The organism is Pseudomonas petroselini, from assembly GCF_045037875.1.
Classification (GTDB): domain Bacteria; phylum Pseudomonadota; class Gammaproteobacteria; order Pseudomonadales; family Pseudomonadaceae; genus Aquipseudomonas; species Aquipseudomonas petroselini.
In genome coordinates this window covers 36,113-57,742 of record NZ_CP173614.1, presented here as the reverse complement: position 1 = coordinate 57,742, position 21,630 = coordinate 36,113, and the positions used below count along the sequence as shown (strand labels likewise).

Below are 21,630 nucleotides of genomic sequence, written 5' to 3'. Positions count from 1 at the left end.
AATGTTTCGAGTGTAGACGGGCATTGCGGGGGAGGGGTGTCGCTTGGGATTTTATCTGTAGAAAGCAAAACCCCCGGCCTGGGCCGGGGGTTCTGGTATCACTCGTCGAGGAAGGAGCGCAGATGCTCGCTTCGCGTCGGGTGGCGCAACTTGCGCAACGCCTTGGCTTCGATCTGACGGATCCGCTCACGGGTCACGTCAAACTGCTTACCGACTTCCTCAAGGGTGTGGTCGGTATTCATGTCGATGCCGAAACGCATGCGCAGTACCTTGGCTTCACGGGCAGTGAGGCCGGACAGTACGTCGCGAGTTGCTTCTTTAAGGCTCTCAACGGTGGCGACATCGATTGGCGACTGCATGGTCGAGTCTTCGATGAAGTCACCCAGGTGGGAGTCTTCGTCATCACCAATCGGGGTTTCCATGGAGATCGGCTCTTTAGCGATCTTCAATACCTTACGGATCTTATCCTCTGGCATTTCCATGCGTTCGCCCAGCTCTTCCGGGGTCGGTTCGCGACCCATTTCCTGCAACATCTGCCGGGAAATACGGTTGAGCTTGTTGATCGTCTCGATCATGTGCACCGGAATACGGATGGTGCGGGCCTGGTCGGCGATCGAGCGAGTGATCGCCTGACGAATCCACCAGGTGGCATATGTCGAGAACTTGTACCCGCGACGGTATTCGAACTTGTCCACAGCCTTCATCAAGCCGATGTTGCCTTCCTGGATCAGATCGAGGAATTGCAGGCCGCGGTTGGTGTACTTCTTCGCAATGGAGATCACCAGACGCAAGTTCGCTTCGACCATCTCTTTCTTCGCGCGGCGGGCCTTGGCCTCACCGATCGACATGCGACGGTTGATGTCCTTGATCTCGGCAATCGTCAGACCGGTTTCGGTCTGGAGCGCGGTCAGCTTCTGCTGGCAGCGAATGATGTCCGGCTGCAGGCGACCAATGGCTTCGGCGTATTTCGCCTTGCCCTTGGCCAGTGCGTCGGTCCAGCTTTCGTCTACTTCGTTGCCAGGGAACTGGCGCAGGAAGTCGGTACGCGGCATGCGCGCATCACGGACACAGAGCTGCATGATCGCACGCTCTTGTGCACGCAAACGCTCCAGGGCACTGCGAACACGCTCAACCAGGCCTTCGAATTGCTTCGGTACCAGCTTGATTGGCATGAACAGCTCAGCCAGCGCCAGCAGCTCGGCAATTGCCTGCTTATTGGAGCGACCGTGCTTTTTCAGGGCCTTGCGGGTGATTTCCATTTGATCGGAAACCGCACCGAAACGCTGTGCAGCGATGACCGGGTCTGGACCGCTTTCGACTTCATCTTCATCGTCGCCGCTGGCTTCAGCGTCGTCGTCTTCGGTGTCGTCGTCGGCTTTCGCAGCCTTGGCATCCACAGGCGGCGGCACTTCGGCGGCAGGCGGCGCAATGCCGTCGTCCGGGTCGATGTAGCCACTCAGCACGTCGGACAGGCGGCCACCTTCGGTGGTGACGCGGGTGTACTCGGAGAGAATGTGGTCAACCGTGCCGGGGAAGTGCGCGATTGCGCCCATCACTTCACGGATACCCTCTTCGATACGCTTGGCGATTTCAATTTCGCCTTCGCGTGTCAGCAGCTCGACGGTACCCATTTCACGCATATACATGCGCACAGGGTCGGTGGTACGACCGATATCGGTCTCCACAGCAGCCAGCGCGGCAGCAGCTTCTTCAGCGGCAGCCTCGTCGGTATCGGCGTCCGCCAGCATAAGGGAATCCTTATCTGGCGCAGCTTCGAATACGTTGATCCCCATGTCGTTAATCATGCGGATGATGTCTTCCACCTGCTCTGGATCTGAAATATCCTCAGGCAGGTGGTCGTTGACCTCCGCGTAAGTCAGGTAACCCTGCTCACGACCGAGAACGATCAACTCTTTGATACGAGACTGCTGTTGCGCTTTTCCGGACATAACACCCTATCCACTGAAGGTCTTGGCGGGCAAAAAACAAGCCGAGGATTATACCCGAGCTATGACCTCACACGCCAGCTGAGGTCGGGTTTGATGCGGAAACATTCTGTTTTAAGAGGTCACGCATCTGTTTTGCTATCTGAATTTTCTCTTCAGCCGATAAATCCGGCTGCCTGGCTCGCTTTATGAGCTCATCGAGGGTCTGCGTGTGCTGACCCGCGGATAACCTAGTAATGGTGTCTAAAAACTGTTGTTCAAGGTTATCGCCGTCAATTAGCCACTCCTTTTCTGCGAGTGCTTTCAACAATCGGCCTTGTTCGGTGCCATGCCAGCGAGCCATCAACTGAATTGAGTTTAGCTTAGGATTTTTCTGGACTGCCTCGATCAAGGCGATCAGGACCTGGGCGTACGTATTGCTCGCGTTGGCAAAGTGATCGGCGCTTTCAACCTTTTGTGCCAATTGCGGGTGATGGATGAGCGTGCGCAGGGCAATCAGCGTCGGCGCTTCTACGGCAACCGGGGTGCGTGGGGCATAGGCTTCATCGTTGTCACCGCGCTTGCCGTTCTTGCTCCAGGGTTTCTTGTCCCATTTCTTGCCGCCGGCGCCGGGCTTTTTCGGTGTCCACGCTTGCTGGGGCGTGTAGGCCTCCTGCGGTTGGTGGAAGTCGGAGTAGTCCGGCATGGCGTCATAATCCATGCCTGGGTCGTAGGCGGGTGGGGCGTCCTGCGGCGCACTGTGCACCAGCTGGCTGACGGCCTCGCCACTCAATCCGGTGATTTCCAGCAAGCGCTGGCGCATCAGCGTACGCAGGTTGGCACCCGGTACTTTGTCGATCAGCGGTGCGGCGAGTGTGGCCATGTGGGCCTTGCCTTCGAGGGAGCGCGGGTCGGCTTCTTCGGTCAGTTGCTGGAAGAAATAGTCCGCCAGCGGCTGTGCGTGTTGATTGATGCGCGCGCGGAACGCATCGGTGCCTTCGGAGCGCACCAGGGTGTCCGGGTCTTCGCCTTCGGGCAGGAACAGAAAGCGTGCGCGACGCCCGTCCTGCAAGCTCGACAGCGTTGCTTCAAGTGCACGCCAGGCGGCGTTGCGGCCCGCCTGGTCGCCGTCGAAACAGAACAGCACGCTGGGCACTACGCGAAACAGACGCTTCAAATGTTCTTCGCTGGTGGCCGTGCCGAGGGTGGCCACGGCATTGCGCAGGCCCTGTTGGGCGAGCGCGATCACGTCCATATAGCCTTCAACCACAATGATCTCATCGAGGTTGCGGTTGTTTTTGCGTGCTTCGAACAGGCCGTAGAGTTCCTGGCCTTTGTGGAACACCGGGGTTTCCGGGGAGTTCAGGTACTTGGGCTTGTCGTCTCCCAGTACCCGGCCACCAAAGGCGATGATGCGGCCTCGGCTGTCGCGGATCGGGAACATCACGCGATCGCGGAAGCGGTCATAGCGTTTGCCCGTCTCGGCGTTTTCCACCAGCAGGCCTGCGTCGATCATGGCCTTTTGCTGGAGGGTGTCGCTGCTCAGGTGTTTGTACAGGTTGTCCCACCCGGGAGGGGCGAAACCGAGGCCGAAGTCGCGGGCGATTTCACCGGTGAGGCCGCGGCCCTTGAGATAGTCGACGGCGGCCTTGCGCTGCGGATGGCTTTTAAGCGCCTGACGGTAAAAGTCGGCAGCGGCGGTCAGCAGCGGGTACAGCGGCGAATCGGTGGGTTGTCGCGGTTTGTGTGGGCGACCACTTTCTTCGCGGGGGATCTCCATGCCGGCGGCTTTGGCCAGGTCCTCGATCGCCTGGGGGAAGTCCAGGTTGTCGTGGTCCATGAGAAAGCCGAGGGCATTACCGCCCGCGCCGCAACCGAAGCAGTAGTAGAACTGTTTGTCGGGGCTGACGCTGAACGACGGGGTCTTTTCTTTGTGGAACGGGCAGCAGGCGGTGTAGTTCTTGCCGGCTTTTTTCAGTTGCACGCGCGAGCTGACAACATCGACGATGTCGGTGCGGTTCAGGAGGTCGTCAATAAAGCTCTGGGGAATCAGCCCGGCCATGGCGTTCTCGTCGTCACTGCGTGTAAATGAGGGCCCGTGAAGAGCTCAAGCGCACAGGTTGAGTGGCTCGACCATTATCGTCTGCTTGGGCTGCATGGAAGTGTATCTGCCGAACATTCACTGACGTTAATTTCTATTCAGTCTTTGGCATGGAAATGTTACCCGGGCATCCGGTATTGGCCAACGGCGGGCCTCGGAGCTCGATGGGCGCAGTCGACCGATTTGATCGCCTGTTTACAGAATGAGTGTGCTCGTCAGTAGCCTTGTTAGGCTCGTCAGAAGAGACGTGCACCGCTGGCAAAAGAGCCAGTCCTGACGTGTGAAGCGGTTGTCTCGGTCGCATGTGCGGCGTCGACAGTGAAGCATCAAGCGATATCCGCAAATGCCAATAGCCCGGCTGAGGGCCGGGCTTGGCAGAAGCTTGCTACGAACGTCTGTGTATTAGTACAGACGAACGGCGCGGCGCTGTTCGCGCTGAACTTTCTTGGCGTGACGCTTAACAGCGGCTGCTGCTTTACGCTTACGCTCAGAAGTAGGCTTCTCGTAAAATTCGCGGCTACGAACTTCAGCCAGTACACCGGCTTTTTCGCAGGAGCGCTTGAAACGACGCAGAGCTACGTCGAAGGGTTCGTTCTCTTTAACTTTGACGGCTGGCATCCAGAGCTACCTTCTTTCATTACCGGGATCAACGTTCTCGTCGCAAAAAATTCGCGGCTGAGGTCGTCGGTTTTTAAGGGTTGCGGATGTTAACCCCTCATTGCCCGGAATGCAAAGCCTCTGATCGAAAACCGCTAGTCGGGAGGGGGAGTGGCGACTATTATGCGCGCCTTCGAATTCAGCCTCTACAAGGCGCAAACCCATGCTAGTACTGGGACTTGAAACCTCCTGCGACGAAACCGGTGTCGCACTTTACGACAGTGAACGCGGGCTCTTGGCCGATGCGCTGTTCAGTCAGATCGACCTGCACCGCGCCTATGGCGGCGTGGTACCGGAGCTGGCCAGCCGTGATCACGTCAAACGCATGCTGCCCCTGATTCGTCAGGTGCTGGATGAAGCCGGCTGCGTGCCGACCGAGATCGACGCCATTGCCTACACCGCGGGCCCCGGATTAGTCGGAGCCCTGCTGGTTGGGGCCTCTTGCGCCCAGGCGCTGGCGTTCGCCTGGGGCATTCCGGCGCTCGGCGTGCACCATATGGAAGGCCATTTATTGGCGCCCATGCTGGAAAAAACACCGCCGCAGTTCCCGTTCGTCGCTTTGTTGGTTTCGGGCGGCCATACGCAGTTGGTTCAGGTGGATGGCATCGGCCAATACACCCTTTTGGGTGAGTCGCTGGATGACGCCGCCGGCGAAGCTTTCGACAAGACCGCGAAGATGATGGGCCTCAATTATCCCGGTGGTCCGGAAATCGCCCGCCTCGCCGAAAAAGGTGTTGCCGGCCGCTACACCTTCCCGCGTCCGATGTGTGATCGACCAGGCCTGATGTTCAGCTTCAGCGGTCTGAAAACCTCCGCGCTGAACACCTGGCAGCAAAGCGTCAGCGCTGGGGACGACAGCGAGCAAGCCCGTTGCGACATCGCCCTGGCGTTCCAGCAGGCCGTGGTGGAGACTTTGACCATCAAGTGCAAGCGTGCCTTGAAACAGGCGGGCATGAAGCGCCTGGTGATCGCAGGCGGCGTCAGCGCCAACAAGGCCTTGCGCACCTCGCTGGAAAAAATGCTCGGCGACATGAAAGGCGATGTGTTCTACGCACGACCGGAGTTCTGCACCGACAATGGCGCGATGATCGCCTATGCCGGTTGCCAGCGCCTGCAGGCCGGGCAGCATGAAAGCCTGGCGATCAGCGTGCAGGCGCGCTGGCCGATGGAGCAGTTGTCGCCGTTGTAACGCCATAACGTGAGCCGGGCTCAGCGAACGTATTTAAAAATGCCGTTCGCGCCCGGCAAACAGGTCGCGTAAATTGCCTCGGTGGCGCCAGACGATCAGCAGTGTCAGCACGCTCATCGGCACCAGCGCCGCCGGTTCCTGCCAGGCCAATAGCGGCAGGGTGAGCGGGGTGGCGATCAGCGCGGCAAGTGAACTGGTGCGGGTCAGGTAGAACGCCAGCAGCCAGGCGAGCACGGCCAGCAACGCCGCTGGTGGGTAGATCCCCAGTAACATGCCGGCTGCCGTGGCGACGCCTTTGCCACCGCGAAAGCGGAAGTACAGTGGAAACAAATGGCCCAGGACGGCACATACACCGATCCAGGCCTGTTGTTGCAGGGTAAGGCCGGCGAGGCTGGCGATCAGCACGGGCAACAAGCCCTTGCACATGTCGCCCAGCAGGGTCAGTACGGCGAGCTTCTTACCGGCCAGGCGCAACATGTTGGTGGCGCCGGCATTGCCTGAGCCACTCATTCGCGGGTCGGGATTTCCCGTCAGGCGGCTGAGCAAAATGGCGAAGGACAGCGAGCCGAGCAGGTAGGCGAGAATCGCCAGTAACCAAAACATGCTAACTATTCCGGGCGAGGACGCCCTGATTCTAACGGGGCATCGCGCCCTTGTCGTGCAGCGGAGAAGAGTGCTTGGACAGAGTGTTTATCGAAGGCCTGGAAGTCGACACCGTCATCGGGGCCTACGACTGGGAGCGCGGAATCCGCCAATGCCTGCGCCTGGACCTGAGCTTCGCCTGGGATAACCGCCCGGCCGCTGCCGGTGACGACCTGACCCTGGCGCTGGATTACGCCAGTGTATCCGCGCGTATCCAGGCGTTTGCCGAGCAGTCCCAGTACCAATTGGTGGAGACCTTTGCTGAACGCCTGGCCGAGGTGCTCATGAGTGAATTCCAGATTCCCTGGTTGCACCTCAAGTTGACCAAGCCGGGGGCCGTGCCGGCTGCCAAGGGCGTGGGTGTGGAGATCGAGCGCGGATGTCGCTAACTCAGGTTTATCTTGGCCTAGGCAGTAATATCGAGCGCGAGTCCCATCTACGCGCCGGCCTTGATGCGCTGGCGGTTTTTTTGACCGATATGCGCTGCTCGGCGGTGTTCGAAAGCCAGCCGGTGGGCATCAAGAGCGGGCCTTTCTTCAACTTGGTGGTGTCGGCCTATACCGACCTGCCGTTGATGGAGCTGGATCGCCGGTTGAAATTCATCGAAGCCGATAATGGTCGCTATGCGCCGGACCGTAAGGGCTTGCCGCTGGATATCGACGTGCTGCTGTATGGCGAGCTGGTGGGTAATTTCGAGGGCCTGGTCCTGCCCCGTGCAGAGATCCTGAAGAACGCCTTTGTGCTGTGGCCGCTGTCGTTGATGGCGCCCGATCGCGTGCACCCTGAGGTGGGCAAGACCCTGGCCGAACTGTGGCGCGATGCGCAGATTGACCAGGTGTTGGCCCCTGTCGGGTTTGAATGGCGGGGCCAGCAACTCACGCCAGGCACGCTCTTGTAGGCGCCGAGCGTCCTGTGGCGAGGGAGCTTGCTCCCGTTGGACTGCGAAGCGGCCCAATAAGAACACCACAGTCTCCCTGCCAAGACTCAACAGCCGGGTTTAGGGCTGCTGCGCAGCCCAACGGGAGCAAGCTCCCTCGCCACGGGTGGGCAGCGTCTAGAGAATGGGCTGTTCTTTGTAGGCCTTCAACGCCTTAAGCCGTTCGCGCTTCAGCGCCTCACCCAGTTCCGGGCCTTTGTAGCCCTTCTCCAGCAAGGGCGCGACGGCCACTTCGCGGGCTGCCTTCGCAGCCCCACGCAAATAATCCGCCTGTGGATAAATGCGTTGCTCCAGGCCCTTGCGGCCGCGGGCGTCCATCTCGCAGGCGATCACAAACTCTTCAAAGCGCTGCGGCCGACGGTACACGTCAAAACTCTGTAGCAACTCCAGCAATGTCGAGGCTTTCAGCTCAAGCGCCCGATGGCCGTGAGTGTGGTATTGGCCCACCAGCAACGCCAGTTCCTGACAATCCCTTGGCACTTTGAAGCGTTCATTGACGGCCTTGATCAGCTTCAAGCCCCGATGTTCATGGGCAATATGCTGCGGCAACTTATCCACAGGCGTCGTGCCCTTGCCCAGGTCGTGGAGCAGGCAAGCCCAGCGCACAGTCAGTGGCTGTTTGTGCAAGGCCGCCTGTTCCAACACGCTCAAGGTGTGCACGCCGGTGTCGATTTCCGGGTGGTGGGCTTCGGGCTGCGGTACGCCGAACAGTGCATCGACCTCAGGCATCAACGTTTTCAACGCAGCGCAGTCGCGCAGTACCTGGATAAATACCTGCGGCTGGTCTTCCATCAATGCCCGAGAGATTTCTTTCCAGCTGCGCTCCGGTGTCAGGGCTTCCAGTTCACCAGACTCGCTGAGTTGACGCATCAGTTCCAGGGTTTCGGGCGCGACGGTAAAACCCAGGTGCGCGTAACGCGCAGCAAAGCGCGCGACTCGCAGTACACGTAGAGGATCTTCGGCGAATGCCGGGGAAACATGGCGCAAAATGCGCGCTTCAAGGTCGCGCAGGCCGTGATAGGGGTCAGTCAAGTTGCCGTCATCGTCTTCCGCCATCGCGTTGATGGTCAGGTCGCGACGGATCAGGTCTTCTTCCAGCGTAACCTCTGGGCTGGCATGAAACACAAAGCCGCCGTAACCCCGACCGCTCTTGCGTTCGGTGCGGGCCAGCGCGTATTCATCGCCATTTTTTGGGTCCAGGAATACCGGGAAGTCTGCACCCACAGGTTTGAAGCCTTTGGCCAGCATCTCTTCTGTGGTTGCACCCACGACGACACGGTCGATGTCGGTGACCTTGATGCCCAGCAAGCGGTCGCGTACGGCACCGCCGACTTTGTAGATTTTCATGAAAAAGCCTCCATTAGCGTCACAGGATACCGCCTGTGCCTGGCCAATGGAGGCTTTGCTGTTTCAGAGATGAACGACGGCGAGGTCCAGGCGCCCGTAGTCGTTGTCGTTATGATCGCTGCGCGGTGGCACGTGATGGGTTTTCATCACCTGATCGCCTTGCAGGGTTTCCAGGTGGATGTCGAACCCCCACAGCCGATGCAGGTGCTTGAGCACTTCCTCGGTGGATTCGCCGAGAGGTTTGCGGTCGTGTTGCTGATGGCGCAGGGTCAACGAGCGGTCGCCACGCACATCGATGCTGTAGATCTGCACATTAGGCTCGCGATTGCCCAGGTTGTACTGCGCCGCCAAGGTTTCGCGGATGGTGCGGTAGCCGGGTTCATCATGGATGGCCGGTACCAGCAGGTCATCCTTGAGGTCGTCATCGAGGATGCTGAACAGCTTCAGGTCACGAATCACTTGGGGTGACAGGTACTGCAGGATAAAACTCTCATCCTTGAAGCTGCTCATGGCGAACTTGATGGTAGACAGCCAGTCGCTGCCGGCGATTTCGGGGAACCAGCGGCGGTCCTCCTCGGTTGGGTGTTCGCACATGCGTCGGATATCGCGGTACATGGCGAAGCCCAGCGCGTAAGGGTTGATGCCGTTGTAGTAAGGGCTGTCGAAGCCTGGCTGGAACACCACGCTGGTATGGGAGGTGAGAAACTCCATCATGAAACCGTCAGTGACCAGGCCTTCGTCGTACAGGTCGTTCATCAAGGTGTAGTGCCAGAACGTCGCCCATCCTTCGTTCATCACCTGGGTCTGACGCTGTGGATAAAAGTACTGGGCGATCTTGCGCACAATGCGCACGATTTCGCGCTGCCACGGTTCCAGCAACGGTGCGTGCTTTTCCAGGAAATAGAGGATGTTTTCCTGAGGTTCGGAGGGGAAACGCGCATTGTCCTTGTCGCTGTTCTTGCCGGCGCGTTTGGGAATGGTGCGCCACAAGTCGTTGATCTGTTTCTGCAGGTGCTCTTCGCGCTCTTTCTGGCGCAGACGTTCTTCCTCGGCGGAAATCGGGTAGGGGCGTTTGTAACGGTCGACTCCGTAGTTCATCAGGGCATGGCAGGAGTCGAGCAGGTCTTCCACCGCATCGATGCCGTGGCGCTCCTCGCATTGCATGATGTACTGCTTGGCAAACACCAGGTAATCGATGATCGAACTGGCATCGGTCCATGTGCGGAACAGGTAATTACCCTTGAAGAAGCTGTTGTGCCCGTAGCATGCGTGGGCCACCACCAGCGCTTGCATGCAGATGGTGTTCTCTTCCATCAGGTAGGCGATGCAGGGGTCGGAGTTGATCACGATCTCGTAGGCCAAACCCATCTGGCCACGACTGTAGGACTTTTCGGTGCTGAGGAAGTGTTTGCCGTAGGACCAATGGTGATAACCCAGGGGCATGCCGACGGAGGCATAGGCATCCATCATCTGTTCGGCGGTGATCACTTCGATCTGGTTGGGGTAGGTGTCCAGGGCATAACCCGCCGCAATGCGGCTGATTTCCCGGTCATAGGCCTGGATCAGTTCAAAGGTCCACTCAGACCCCGTGGAAATGGGTTGGCGCTTTTGCTCTTTTTTGGCGGTCATGTCACTAACCTGCGCTGGAAGAGTTCACGGAAGACCGGGTAGATATCGCCGGCCGAGACCAGTTGCTGCTGGGCGAAGGTGTCGGCAAAGGCTTCGCCGATGCGTTCATATTCGAACCACAGGGCCTGGTGCTCACGGGGGGTGATTTCAACGTAAGTGTAGTACTGCACGAACGGCATGATCTGGTTGATCAGGATGTCGCGGCAGATAGGCGAGTCGTCGTTCCAGTTGTCGCCGTCCGAGGCTTGGGCGGCGTAGATATTCCACTCGTTGGCCGGGTAGCGCTCGGCCATGATCTCCTGCATCAACTTCAACGCGCTGGAGACGATGGTGCCGCCGGTTTCCCGCGAGTAGAAGAACTCTTCTTCGTCTACTTCCCGGGCGCTGGTGTGGTGGCGAATGAACACCACATCGATCTTGTCGTAGTTCCGCTTGAGAAACAGGTACAGCAGGATAAAGAAGCGCTTGGCGATGTCCTTGGTGGCCTGGGTCATGGAGCCGGAAACGTCCATCAGGCAGAACATCACCGCCTTGGAACTGGGATTGGGTTGTTTGACCAGCAGGTTGTATTTCAAGTCAAAGGTGTCGAGAAATGGCACACGATGAATGCGTGCGCTGAGTTTCTCTATTTCCGCCTCTATTTCTTGAATATCGCCGAAGTTGTCCGGCTCTTCACGTTTCAAACGCGCCAACTCTTCCTTGGCATCCCTCAGTTTGGCGCGGCTGCTGCCCGACAGGGCGATACGCCGGGCATGGGCCGAGCGCAGGGTGCGGATGATGTTGATGCGTGACGGGTTGCCCTCGTTGCTGATCCCGGCGCGGACGGTCTTGAAGGTGTCGGTGCCGGTCAGGTTGCGCTTGACCAGGTTGGGCAACTCCAGGTCCTCGAACATGAACTCGAGGAATTCTTCCTGGGTGATCTGGAACACGAACTCATCCATGCCTTCGCCGGAATTGCCCGCCTTGCCGGGGCCCTTGCCGCCGCCACCGCCTTGGGGGCGCTGGATATGTTCGCCGGTGGTGAATTCCTTGTTGCCGGGGTGCACGACGGTCTGTTTACCACCCCGGCCGTGGTGCAGCACCGGTTCGTCGATGTCCCGTCCAGGAATGCTGATTTGTTCGCCATGCTCCATGTCGGTGATAGAGCGGCGGCTGACGGCCTCTTCAACGGCCTTTTTGATGTGGTCACGGTAACGCCGCAGGAAACGCTGGCGGTTTACCGTGCTCTTGTTCTTGCCATTGAGGCGTCGGTCGATCACATAGCTCATGGGGAGCCCTCCGGGCAGCTTCACGTTACAAGCTTCAAGCAGCGAGCTGGAAGCTTAGAGACAAGCGGTCGGCTGCCAGGCCAGAAGCCCGGCAGCACACGCCTGTCGCTGCCTTACTGCGATTTGCGAACCCGCAGGTACCACTCGGAGAGCAGCCGTACCTGTTTGTCGGTGTAGCCGCGCTCGACCATTCGTGTGACGAAGTCGTTGTGCTTTTGCTGATCCTCCTTGCTGGCCTTGGCGTTGAAGCTGATGACCGGCAGCAGGTCCTCGGTGTTGGAGAACATTTTCTTCTCGATGACCACCCGCAGCTTCTCGTAGCTGAGCCAGGTCGGGTTCTTGCCGTTGTTGTTGGCCCGTGCACGCAGCACGAAGTTGACAATTTCGTTGCGGAAATCTTTCGGATTGCTGATGCCGGCTGGTTTTTCGATTTTCTCCAGTTCTTCGTTGAGGGCCACGCGATTGAGGATCTCACCGGTTTCCGGATCCCGGTATTCCTGGTCCTGGATCCAGAAGTCGGCGTATAGCACGTAGCGGTCGAAGATGTTCTGGCCGTATTCGCTGTAGGACTCCAAGTACGCGGTCTGGATTTCCTTGCCGATGAACTCGATGTAGCGCGGCGCCAGGTATTCCTTGAGGAAGCGCAGGTAGCGCTCGCGGGTTTCTGCCTGGAATTGCTCCTGTTCGATCTGCTGTTCCAGCACGTAGAGCAGATGTACCGGGTTGGCGGCGATCTCGTGGGGGTCGAAGTTGAAGACCTTGGACAGGATCTTGAACGCAAAGCGCGTCGACAGACCGTTCATGCCCTCATCCACACCCGCCGTGTCGCGGTATTCCTGGATCGACTTGGCCTTGGGGTCGGTGTCCTTGAGGTTTTCGCCGTCGTACACACGCATCTTCGAGTAGATGTTCGAGTTTTCCGGCTCCTTGAGGCGTGACAGCACGGTGAACTGGGCGAGCATCTTCAGGGTGTCGGGTGCGCAGTGGGCCTTGGCCAGCGAGCTGTTGAACAGCAGTTTGTCGTAAATCTTGATCTCATCGCTGACCCGCAGGCAGTACGGCACCTTGACGATATAGATCCGGTCGATGAAGGCTTCGTTGTTCTTGTTGTTGCGGAAGGTGTGCCATTCCGATTCGTTGGAGTGTGCCAACAGGATCCCGGTGAACGGAATCGCGCCCAGGCCTTCGGTACTGTTGTAGTTGCCTTCCTGAGTCGCGGTGAGCAGGGGGTGCAGCACCTTGATCGGTGCCTTGAACATCTCCACGAACTCCATCAGGCCCTGGTTGGCCCGGCACAGTGCGCCCGAGTAGCTGTAGGCATCGGCGTCGTTCTGCGGGAATTCCTCGAGTTTGCGGATATCGACCTTACCCACCAGCGCCGATATGTCTTGGTTGTTCTCGTCACCCGGCTCGGTCTTGGCCACGCCGATCTGGTTGAGGATCGACGGGTAGAGTTTCACCACGCGGAACTGGCTGATGTCACCGCCGAACTCGGCCAGGCGCTTGGTGGCCCAGGGCGACATGATGGTGTTGAGGTAGCGCCGTGGGATGCCGAAGTCTTCTTCGAGGATCGCGCCATCTTCCGTGGCGTTGAACAAGCCCAGGGGCGACTCGAAGACCGGTGAGCCCTTGATGGCGTAGAAGGGCACCTTCTCGATCAGTTGTTTGAGTTTTTCGGCCAGGGACGATTTACCGCCGCCGACGGGGCCGAGCAGGTAGAGGATCTGTTTCTTCTCTTCCAGGCCTTGGGCGGCATGGCGGAAGTAGGAGACGATCTGGTCAATGCATTCTTCCATTCCGTGGAAGTCTTCAAAGGCCGGGTAGCGGCGGATCACCTTGTTGGAGAATATTCGCGACAGCCGCGAATTATTGGCGGTTTCCACCAGCTCCGGCTCGCCAATCGCCAAGAGCAGGCGTTCGGCGGCAGATGCGTAGGTGCTACGGTCTTGTTTGCACAGCTCGAGATACTCTTGCAGCGTGAGTTCTTCCTGCTGTGTGGACGCGAAGCGTTGTTGGAAGTGGCTAAAGATACTCATGACGTCGTCACCTCGCTCGATACGTGGAGCCGACGCCGGATCAATCAGTCGATGCTGGCAGACATTGGCGAACACCAATGGCCGTTTTCCCCCCAAACACCCTGAAACGCTACCGATGACCCGCACGCCGGTGTACCGGCTCTCCCCTGATTCGGATGGCCTGCGCTTAAGGATAGTTCGGAATCGGAGAGGTCAAGGCGCGATACGTAATTAGTTTGGCTGCGCCGTTCGTCAGAAACGGCGCTAGCCCAAGCGTCACGCGGGGTAGCGGGGTGTGAAAAAAATTATTGCGAATTGCCTGAAGAAATTTCCGCAGGATAAGTCGTACGCCAAAGCTCAAAGCCACCGTCCAGGCTATAGACATCGGAGAAACCCTGGCTGACCAGGTAGGCTGCCGCGCTCTGACTGGAATTGCCGTGGTAGCACGCCACGATCACGGGTGCGTCAAGGTCGGCGGCGCGGATGAAGTCGGCGATGTTGACGTTGTCCACGTGCTGGGCACCGGTGATGTGGCCGGCCGCATACGTCGGCTGATCACGGATGTCGACCACCACGGCACCTTGCTCGCGCAGGGCTTGGGCGTGTTCGGGAGGGATACGTTTGAATTCGCTCATGGCGGGCTCCTATGGCTTGGCCGTAGCCGGCAGTGTAACGGGAAGGGGAGATTCGCACTGGCACCTATAACGCTCGCCGGTGTCGATATTCATCAGGGTCATGGCCCCGCCCCACACGCAACCGGTGTCGAGGGCGAAGACGCCGGGCTCATCGCACTTGCCTTCAAGCGCTGCCCAATGACCAAAAACGATCTTGGTGTCACGGGTCTTGCGCTCTTTGTGAGCAAACCACGGTTTGTAACCCGGCAGCGCGGTGTCGGCGCCTTCTTTGCTCTTGAGGTCCAGTTTGCCTTCAGCGGTGCAGAAGCGCATGCGGGTGAAATAGTTGGTGATCACTCGTAGGCGGGCGACGCCGGTCAGGTCGTTGTCCCACTTGACGGGATCATTGCCGTACATGCCGTCGAGATAGGCGGTATACAGGTTGTCATCGGCCAGTGCGCTTTCGACTTCAGCAGCACACTTGAGGGCTTTCTTCAGTGTCCACTGGGGCGGGATGCCAGCATGGACCAGGGCCATGTTGCGGCCTTCGTCGTAATGCATGATTTTTTGCCGGCGCAGCCAGTCGAGCAGCTCGGCGCGATCCGGCGCTTCGAGGATTTCCCGCAGGGTGTCGCCCTTTTTCAGGCGCTCGATCGTGTTGCCGGCCGCCAGCAGGTGCAGGTCGTGGTTGCCCAGCACGCACACCAGGGAGTCACGCAGGCTATATAAGTAGCGCAGGGTCTCCAGGGACTCAGGGCCCCGGTTGACCACATCACCCACCAGCCACAGTCGATCCTTTGCCGGGTCGAAGGCTACGCGATCAAGCAGGCACTTGAGGGGCTCCAGACAACCTTGCAGGTCGCCGACCGCATAGGTCGCCATCAGTGCAGGGCTCCCGGCACCGCGAGGCGGAAGGGCGCAATGATGGCGTCGAACAATTTACCGTCAGTGGCTTTCATCTGATACGAACCCTGCATGGTGCCGACCTTGGAGGTCATCACCGTGCCGCTGCTGTAGGTGTGGCTGGCGCCTATGTCGATCAGCGGCTGCTGGCCTACCACGCCCGCGCCGCGCACTTCTTCGACCTGGCCGTCACCGTCGGTGATGACCCAATGGCGTGACAGCAACTTGGCCGGCACCAGCCCGTTGTTTTTCACCGTGATGGTGTAGGCAAAGGCGAAGCGGTTCTGTTCAGGTTGCGATTGGTCCGCGAGGAAGCGGGTGACGACGCTGACGTCGATCTGGTAGCGAGGATCGGACATGCAAGAGGCCTTAAAAGCAAAAGCGGAGGACAGCAGATGCGGGTCAGTCTAGGCCAAGAAGCGGGCACTAGGCCAGACATGCTGTCCGGCCCAGGCACTACAGGCTTCAGTCCGCAGTAGGCGCAGGCTGGATGGCAAGCTGGTCGGCCAAGCGCACGAATGCGGCCAGGTCCAACTGCTCGGGCCGCAGGCTGCCATCGACGCCGGCAGCTTCGATTTCGGCCTGGCTCAACAGCGCCTTGAGCGTGTTGCGCAGAGTTTTGCGGCGCTGGTTGAAGGCTTCACGCACCACGCGCTCAAGCAATTTGTGATCCTTGGCCGGATGCGGCAGCACGGCGTGTGGCACCAGGCGCACGATGGCCGAGTCGACCTTCGGCGGCGGGTTGAACGCACCGGGGCCGACGTTGAACAGGTGTTCGACGCGGCAGTGGTACTGGACCATGATCGACAGCCGACCCCAATCACCACCCCCCGGCCCGGCAGCCAGGCGTTCCACCACTTCCTTTTGCAGCATGAAGTGCATGTCGCGGATGATCCCGGCGTTGTTCAGCAGGTGGAAAATCAGCGGCGTGGAGATGTTGTACGGCAGGTTACCTACCACCCGCAGGCTGTTGGGCGCTGCGTTGAGGGTATTGAAGTCAAACTTCAGTGCATCGCCTTGATGCAGGTTGAAGTTGGGCATGCCGGCGAACTGCTGGTTGAGGATCGGGATCAGGTCCTTGTCCAGTTCCACCACGTCCAGTTGGCCGCCGCTGGCCAGCAGGCCCTGGGTCAATGCGCCCTGGCCCGGGCCGATTTCCAGCAGACGGTCTTCGGGCTTGGCATGGATCGAGCGCAGGATGCGGTCGATCACGCCGGCGTCGTGCAGGAAGTTTTGCCCGAAGCGCTTACGCGCCCGGTGTTGGTAATGCTCAGTCATATACGGGTCTCGGCCATCTGATAGGCGGTTTCCAGGGCCACGTGCAGGCTGCCGGTATCGATCTTGCCGCTGCCCGCCAGGTCCAGGGCAGTGCCATGGTCGACGGAGGTACGGATGATCGGCAGGCCCAGTGTCACGTTGACGGCGGCGCCGAAGCCTTTGTATTTAAGCACCGGCAGCCCCTGGTCGTGGTACATCGCCAGCACTGCGTCGCAGTGCTCCAGATATTTGGGGGTAAACAGAGTGTCCGCTGGCAGTGGGCCGCGCAGGTCCATGCCTTCTTGGCGCAGACGCTCCAGGGTGGGTTCGATGATGTCGATTTCTTCATGGCCCAGATGGCCGCCTTCACCCGCGTGTGGGTTAAGCCCACAGACCAGGATGCGCGGTTGGGCGATGCCGAATTTCTGTTGCAGGTCGGCGTGCAGGATGCGTGTCACGCGCTCCAGTCGCTCGACGGTGATGGCATCGGCAATCTCACGCAGCGGCAGGTGCGTGGTCACCAGGGCGACCCGCAGGCCGCGTGTGGCCAGCATCATCACGACTTGAGCGGTGTGGGTCAGTTCGGCAAGGAATTCGGTGTGACCGGAAAAGGCGATGCCGGATTCGTTGATCACGCCCTTGTGCACCGGGGCCGTGATCATGCCGGCGAAATCGCCGTCGATGCAGCCTTGCCCTGCGCGCGTCAGGGTTTCCAGCACGAACGCCGCATTAGCCTTGTCCAGTTGCCCGGCAACCACCTTGGCCTGCAGCGGGGTGTCCCACACATACAAGCTACCGGCGGGGGCGGGCAAGTCGGGCCAGTTGCCGGGCGCCACGTCCAGCAAAGTGACAGCCACACCCAACTGCGCGGCCCGCTCAAGGAGCAGGTCGCGGCTGGTAATAGCAATCAGGGGATGTGGCTGAGGTTGCGAGGCGAGCAGCAGGCACAGGTCAGGACCAATGCCGGCCGGCTCGCCGGGTGTCACCGCGAAACGCTGGGGTTTCACTGAGCGGCCTGGTCGGTGCCTGTTTGCGGGGCGCCTGGCAGCTTGTTTTCCACGTAGGCTTCGTCACGGATCTGACGCAGCCAGGTTTGCAGCTCTTCGTCGTACTTGCGGTTACGCAGTACGTTCAACGCTTGTTGCTCGCGGGCTTGGTTGGTGTTGTCGGTGGCGCGACGGCCAAGGACTTCCAGCACATGCCAGCCATATTGGGTCTTGAACGGCTTGGACAGTACGCCTTGCGGAGTATCGGCCATCACCTGCTGGAACTCAGGCACCAGGGCCTTCGGGTCGATCCAGTTCAAATCGCCGCCGTTGAGGGCGGAACCTGGGTCTTCCGAGAAGCTTTTGGCCAAGGTGGCGAAGTCTTCACCGCTTTCGATGCGGTCATAGATCTTCTGGGCCAGTTCCTTGGTTTGGGCTTCGGTACGGATTTCACTCGGTTTGACCAGGATGTGGCGAACATGCACCTCATCCTTGAGCGAGGTTTCACCGCCGCGTTTTTCCAGGAGCTTGAGGATGATGAAGCCACCCGGCGTACGCGCAGGCTGGGTGATACCACCCACTTCCATGGCGCTCAGTTCACGGTCGAACGGAGGTGGCAGTTGAGCGGCTTTACGCCAGCCCATGTCACCGCCTTCGAGGGCGTTGTCGCTGCCGGACTGGGCAATGGCCATCTGGGCAAAATCAGCACCAGCCTTGAGGCGATCATAGATAGCCTGGGTCTTGGCGGCGGCTGCATTGAGCTGCTCGGAGTTGGCGCTGTCCGGGGTTGGGATCAGGATATTGGCCAAGTGCAGTTCTTCGGAAAGCTGCATCTTGCCCAAGTCGGACGCCAGGAAGTTCTTCACTTCCTGCTCGGACACCTGAACCCGCTCGGCGACACGGCGCTGACGCACACGGCTGATGATCATTTCACGGCGGATCTGGTCACGGGCGTCCTCATAGGACAAACCGTCGTGGGCCAGGGCTGCACGGAACTGGTCAATGCTCATGTTGTTGCGCTGGGCAATAGTGCCCACGGCCTGGTTCAGTTCTTCGTCCGAAATACGGATGCCGGAACGATCACCGATCTGCAGTTGCAGGTTTTCGACGATCAGGCGTTCCAGTACCTGTTGGTCCAGGACGCTGGTAGGTGGCACGCCACCGCCACGCTTGGCGATGGTTTGCTGGACTTCCTTGACGCGTTGGTCCAGTTGGCTCTGCATGATCACGTCGTTATCGACGATGGCCACGACCTTGTCCAGTTGTTGAACCGCAGCGTGAGCCGATGCGGTCCCCAGGAGCAGTGCGCCCAGCACTAGCGGGCGCAGACAATCAGAAAGCTTGGTCTTCACGTTCACGATAACCTTCAATGCCTTTGTCGAGGAAGCTCTCTACCTTGGCGCCGGTCAGGCCGCCGAGTCCTTTGAGGACGATCTGGAAGAAGAGCCCGTGGTCACCCTTTTCGTTAAGCGGGGCGATCTGGCTGTATTCGTCGTTGGAAACCCAGTAACGGTTGATGACGCGCAGTTTCCAGCAGCAGTTGTCGTACTCGAAACCACCGAAGGCTTCCAGGGTACGGTTGCGGGCGTAGTCATACTGCCAGCGGGTGATCAGGTTCCACTGAGGAATGATCGGCCACATCATCGAGAAGTCGTGTTGTTGGATTTTGTAGTAATCCTTCACGAAGTTCGGATCGCCTGGCTGCCCGTAGTCACCACCGAACTGCCATTTGCCGGTCAGCTGGTTGTAGACCACCTGGTCGTTACGATAACGGTAACCGACGTTGATGATCTTGTTCGGGTTGTCTTCCGGCTGGTAGTGAAGCATCGCGCTGCCGGAACGAGGACTGTGTTCCTCGGTGTCCCAGTTGTAATCAGCGGTGGCGCGCCAGTCGCGGTTGAAGCGGAACTCGTAGTCCAGGGCGACTGGTGATACATCCGAGTTTGCATCGGCACGGTCGGAAGCCAGGATGCCCGGCAGTTGGACTTCACGATCCTTGAAGTACAGCGCCTGGCCCACGGAGACGCGCTGACGCTCGAAGCCGTTGTCTTCGATCCAGCGGCTGGTCAAGCCCAGGGACAGCTTGTTCTCGTCACCGATCCGGTCAGCGCCGCTGAAGCGGTTGTCGCGGAACAGCGAGGCGTAGCTGAACGAGTATTCGCTGGTGTCGAAGACCGGGATATCAGCCTGGTCCTTGTTCGGTACGTAGAGGTAGAACGCACGCGGCTCAAGGGTCTGGCGATAATCTTTGCCGAACCAGTTGGTGTTGCGATCAAAGTACAGGCCGCTGTCGACACTCGCCACCGGAACCGCACGGTCCTGGGAGCTCTTGAACGTGCCACCCGCGTAAGGGTTGGCGGCGGTTGCTGCAGCTTGGTCAGCAATAATCTGGTTCTTGCCGGTGCTGTCCAGGTCCAGGTCGTACTTGGTGTAGACGTACTTGAGCTTCGGCGTCACAAAGCCATAGGTCCAGTTCATCGGATATTCAACAGCTGGAGCTACGTTGAGGCGAGTACCGTTTGCACGGGTCAGGCCTCTGACGTAGGTGTCCAGGCGAGGCGACACGAGGCCGTCCTGATCGGTAAAGGTACCGTTCTCCAGACTGCGCTCAAAGCGAACAGCTTCAGTCTCGTAGGTAAAGTCCAGCCCGCCCGGATGATACGGGAGCGCACCATTGAAGGTGATTTGCGGCAACCGGTCATACGGCGTGATCTGGGAGATCGTCGCCAACTGATAAGCCTGGACGTTCAGGCGCGCCTGGTAAGAGTCGCCCCGGTAGGTCACGGAACCCTGTTGATTAAGGGCATCCCGGCTTTCAACGCCTTCCTGGAACGACTTCAGATCCTGGAAGTAGTAAGGATCGCTGATCCGGGTGTAGTCGACCTGGGTCAGTACACGCGAATCCAGCCCACCCTTGTGTTGCCAGTTGAGCATGTAGCGGGTTTTTTCGTAATCGGTCTGCTTGCTGCGCTCGTCGTTGTCGTCGTTCAGGTACGCGCCGCCGAACTGGCCTTCGCTGGACTTGGTGAGGTAGCGGAATTCGCCTTCCATCAACAAACCGCGCTTGGTCATGTATTGCGGGTACAACGTGGCGTCGTAGTTTGGCGCCAGGTTGAAGTAGTACGGCGTAACCAGGGTGAAGCCAGTTTCGCTGCCGGTGCTGAAGCTTGGCGGCAGGAAGCCGGATTGACGACGGTCGTCGATCGGGAAGTAGATGTAAGGGGTATAGAGGATCGGGATATTCTTGATCCGCAACGTCGCGTTGGTGGCCGTACCGAAACCGGTGGCCGGGTTCAACGTGATGTTGTTGCCCTTGAGCTGCCAGGCGTTGCTGTCTGGCTCGCACGTTGTGTACGTACCGTCCTTGAGACGGATGATCGCGTTCTCGGCACGCTTGGCGTACAGCGCGTTACCGCGGATACGCGACTTGTGCAGCACGTATTCGGCGTTGTCGATCTGGGCCGCGCCGGTATCAAGTTGCACTTCGGCGTGGTCGCCCACGATCAGTGCGCCGTTGTCGCGCAGACGGACTTTGCCGTTCAGCTCGCCACGGTTCTCGGCCTGGTACAGGCTGGCTTCTTCCGATTCCAGCTGCATGCTGCCCTGGCGCATGACGACGTCACCGGCCAGGGTCGCGACCTGTTGTTCCTGCTCGTAACGCGAGGCCTTGGCGCCGATGAAGGTGGGCGCATCGCTCTTGTTCGTCTTGTCGTTCATGCCAGGACGAGTCGGCTCGATGTACGCACCGCCGCAGTAAGGGCCGGTTTCGGCCAGTTGCGCTGCGGTCAGCTTGTCGCGCGGTACCCAGTCCAGGTGGCTGTAGTCGGCGCTGCGCGAGCGCAGGCCACGGCCCTTGGATTCGGTGACCAGTGCGGTCTGCGGCACGGCCTCGGCTTTGCCGCCGGCATCGGCTTGCGCCGTGCTGTTGGCGGAGCTGATGGCTGCGCCATCATGCACCGGGCGTGGTGGCAACGGGGCTGCGGCGGTTTTCGGCGCGCAATCCCAGGCACCCGAAGCAGAGACTGAGCAGTCATACTGTTCCGCGGCGACCACGAATGAGGTGGCGAAGGGTTGCAGGGCCAGCAGACTGCCGGTTACCAGCAACGGAAATTTTCTACGAAACGCGGGGGATTTCAATGCCATCTTATTAGTCCGGGCTT

18 protein-coding genes are annotated in these 21,630 nt (G+C 59.5%); 3 read left to right on the top strand and 15 right to left on the bottom strand.

Annotated elements, in window-relative coordinates; genetic code table 11:
- Positions 1–98: 98 nt before the first annotated feature.
- The 3 genes from rpoD to rpsU form a co-directional block, all read right to left on the bottom strand.
- Positions 99–1,949, bottom strand: a complete 1,851-nt coding sequence (rpoD, locus tag ACI512_RS00355; RefSeq protein ID WP_250947512.1) for an RNA polymerase sigma factor RpoD — start codon at positions 1,947–1,949, stop codon at positions 99–101.
- Between the two features lie 67 nt (positions 1,950–2,016).
- Positions 2,017–3,987 carry a DNA primase gene (gene dnaG / locus ACI512_RS00350; protein ID WP_236379094.1) on the bottom strand — a complete coding sequence of 657 codons (1,971 nt, stop codon included), beginning with the start codon at positions 3,985–3,987 and terminating at the stop codon, positions 2,017–2,019.
- A 441-nt stretch (positions 3,988–4,428) separates the two neighbouring features.
- Entirely contained in the window at positions 4,429–4,644 is a 216-nt protein-coding gene (gene rpsU, locus ACI512_RS00345; protein WP_002551877.1) for a 30S ribosomal protein S21, read from the bottom strand.
- A 202-nt stretch (positions 4,645–4,846) separates the two neighbouring features.
- On the opposite strand from rpsU, the gene tsaD reads away from it, so the two are divergent.
- Complete coding sequence (gene tsaD / locus ACI512_RS00340) at positions 4,847–5,872, top strand: tRNA (adenosine(37)-N6)-threonylcarbamoyltransferase complex transferase subunit TsaD (protein ID WP_015886185.1); 1,026 nt, start codon at positions 4,847–4,849, stop codon at positions 5,870–5,872.
- A 33-nt stretch (positions 5,873–5,905) separates the two neighbouring features.
- Here tsaD and plsY read toward each other — a convergent pair whose 3' ends face one another.
- Positions 5,906–6,475, bottom strand: coding sequence for a glycerol-3-phosphate 1-O-acyltransferase PlsY (gene plsY, locus ACI512_RS00335; RefSeq protein ID WP_015886184.1), 570 nt, complete (start codon positions 6,473–6,475; stop codon positions 5,906–5,908).
- A gap of 74 nt (positions 6,476–6,549) precedes the next feature.
- On the opposite strand from plsY, the gene folB reads away from it, so the two are divergent.
- On the top strand, positions 6,550–6,903 hold the full coding sequence (folB, locus tag ACI512_RS00330; RefSeq protein WP_015886183.1) for a dihydroneopterin aldolase: 354 nt from the start codon (positions 6,550–6,552) through the stop codon (positions 6,901–6,903).
- The gene (gene folK / locus ACI512_RS00325) at positions 6,894–7,412 is read left to right on the top strand and encodes a 2-amino-4-hydroxy-6-hydroxymethyldihydropteridine diphosphokinase (protein ID WP_064054226.1); all 519 of its coding nucleotides are present in this window, start codon (positions 6,894–6,896) and stop codon (positions 7,410–7,412) included. Before folB ends, folK begins: the two co-directional genes overlap by 10 nt.
- A gap of 156 nt (positions 7,413–7,568) precedes the next feature.
- On the opposite strand, the gene ACI512_RS00320 is transcribed toward folK, so the two are convergent.
- The 11 genes from ACI512_RS00320 to ACI512_RS00270 all read right to left on the bottom strand — a co-directional run bounded on the left by ACI512_RS00320 (position 7,569) and on the right by ACI512_RS00270 (position 21,613).
- On the bottom strand, positions 7,569–8,798 hold the full coding sequence (locus ACI512_RS00320) for a multifunctional CCA addition/repair protein (protein ID WP_046035014.1): 1,230 nt from the start codon (positions 8,796–8,798) through the stop codon (positions 7,569–7,571).
- 63 nt (positions 8,799–8,861) lie between these two features.
- Complete coding sequence (locus tag ACI512_RS00315) at positions 8,862–10,427, bottom strand: SpoVR family protein (RefSeq protein ID WP_015886180.1); 1,566 nt, start codon at positions 10,425–10,427, stop codon at positions 8,862–8,864.
- A complete protein-coding gene (locus ACI512_RS00310) occupies positions 10,424–11,695 on the bottom strand; it encodes a YeaH/YhbH family protein (protein ID WP_015886179.1) in 1,272 nt (423 codons plus the stop codon). Before ACI512_RS00310 ends, ACI512_RS00315 begins: the two co-directional genes overlap by 4 nt.
- A 113-nt stretch (positions 11,696–11,808) precedes the next feature.
- Positions 11,809–13,731, bottom strand: coding sequence for a PrkA family serine protein kinase (locus tag ACI512_RS00305; protein ID WP_003194732.1), 1,923 nt, complete (start codon positions 13,729–13,731; stop codon positions 11,809–11,811).
- A 284-nt stretch (positions 13,732–14,015) separates the two neighbouring features.
- The gene (gene glpE, locus ACI512_RS00300; protein WP_015886178.1) at positions 14,016–14,345 is read right to left on the bottom strand and encodes a thiosulfate sulfurtransferase GlpE; all 330 of its coding nucleotides are present in this window, start codon (positions 14,343–14,345) and stop codon (positions 14,016–14,018) included.
- A 9-nt stretch (positions 14,346–14,354) separates the two neighbouring features.
- On the bottom strand, positions 14,355–15,206 hold the full coding sequence (locus tag ACI512_RS00295; protein ID WP_236379096.1) for a symmetrical bis(5'-nucleosyl)-tetraphosphatase: 852 nt from the start codon (positions 15,204–15,206) through the stop codon (positions 14,355–14,357).
- On the bottom strand, positions 15,206–15,586 hold the full coding sequence (gene apaG / locus ACI512_RS00290; RefSeq protein ID WP_015886176.1) for a Co2+/Mg2+ efflux protein ApaG: 381 nt from the start codon (positions 15,584–15,586) through the stop codon (positions 15,206–15,208). The genes ACI512_RS00295 and apaG overlap by 1 nt, the downstream gene beginning before the upstream one ends.
- Before the next feature lie 106 nt (positions 15,587–15,692).
- The gene (gene rsmA, locus ACI512_RS00285) at positions 15,693–16,505 is read right to left on the bottom strand and encodes a 16S rRNA (adenine(1518)-N(6)/adenine(1519)-N(6))-dimethyltransferase RsmA (protein WP_015886175.1); all 813 of its coding nucleotides are present in this window, start codon (positions 16,503–16,505) and stop codon (positions 15,693–15,695) included.
- Positions 16,502–17,491, bottom strand: a complete 990-nt coding sequence (pdxA, locus tag ACI512_RS00280; RefSeq protein ID WP_046035017.1) for a 4-hydroxythreonine-4-phosphate dehydrogenase PdxA — start codon at positions 17,489–17,491, stop codon at positions 16,502–16,504. Before pdxA ends, rsmA begins: the two co-directional genes overlap by 4 nt.
- Positions 17,488–18,828 carry a peptidylprolyl isomerase gene (locus tag ACI512_RS00275; RefSeq protein WP_043205983.1) on the bottom strand — a complete coding sequence of 447 codons (1,341 nt, stop codon included), beginning with the start codon at positions 18,826–18,828 and terminating at the stop codon, positions 17,488–17,490. Before ACI512_RS00275 ends, pdxA begins: the two co-directional genes overlap by 4 nt.
- Entirely contained in the window at positions 18,803–21,613 is a 2,811-nt protein-coding gene (locus ACI512_RS00270) for an LPS-assembly protein LptD (protein WP_015886172.1), read from the bottom strand. Before ACI512_RS00270 ends, ACI512_RS00275 begins: the two co-directional genes overlap by 26 nt.
- Between the last annotated feature and the right edge of the window lie 17 nt (positions 21,614–21,630).

Coding starts and splice junctions, on each gene's coding strand:
- ACI512_RS00310 (WP_015886179.1), bottom strand. CDS start 11,695: ATGAGCTATGTGATCGACCGACGCCTCAATGGCAAGAACAAGAGCACG.
- folK (WP_064054226.1), top strand. CDS start 6,894: ATGTCGCTAACTCAGGTTTATCTTGGCCTAGGCAGTAATATCGAGCGC.
- dnaG (WP_236379094.1), bottom strand. CDS start 3,987: ATGGCCGGGCTGATTCCCCAGAGCTTTATTGACGACCTCCTGAACCGC.
- apaG (WP_015886176.1), bottom strand. CDS start 15,586: ATGTCCGATCCTCGCTACCAGATCGACGTCAGCGTCGTCACCCGCTTC.
- ACI512_RS00315 (WP_015886180.1), bottom strand. CDS start 10,427: ATGACCGCCAAAAAAGAGCAAAAGCGCCAACCCATTTCCACGGGGTCT.
- ACI512_RS00270 (WP_015886172.1), bottom strand. CDS start 21,613: ATGGCATTGAAATCCCCCGCGTTTCGTAGAAAATTTCCGTTGCTGGTA.
- tsaD (WP_015886185.1), top strand. CDS start 4,847: ATGCTAGTACTGGGACTTGAAACCTCCTGCGACGAAACCGGTGTCGCA.
- ACI512_RS00320 (WP_046035014.1), bottom strand. CDS start 8,798: ATGAAAATCTACAAAGTCGGCGGTGCCGTACGCGACCGCTTGCTGGGC.
- ACI512_RS00295 (WP_236379096.1), bottom strand. CDS start 15,206: ATGGCGACCTATGCGGTCGGCGACCTGCAAGGTTGTCTGGAGCCCCTC.
- plsY (WP_015886184.1), bottom strand. CDS start 6,475: ATGTTTTGGTTACTGGCGATTCTCGCCTACCTGCTCGGCTCGCTGTCC.
- glpE (WP_015886178.1), bottom strand. CDS start 14,345: ATGAGCGAATTCAAACGTATCCCTCCCGAACACGCCCAAGCCCTGCGC.
- rpoD (WP_250947512.1), bottom strand. CDS start 1,949: ATGTCCGGAAAAGCGCAACAGCAGTCTCGTATCAAAGAGTTGATCGTT.
- rpsU (WP_002551877.1), bottom strand. CDS start 4,644: ATGCCAGCCGTCAAAGTTAAAGAGAACGAACCCTTCGACGTAGCTCTG.
- rsmA (WP_015886175.1), bottom strand. CDS start 16,505: ATGACTGAGCATTACCAACACCGGGCGCGTAAGCGCTTCGGGCAAAAC.
- ACI512_RS00305 (WP_003194732.1), bottom strand. CDS start 13,731: ATGAGTATCTTTAGCCACTTCCAACAACGCTTCGCGTCCACACAGCAG.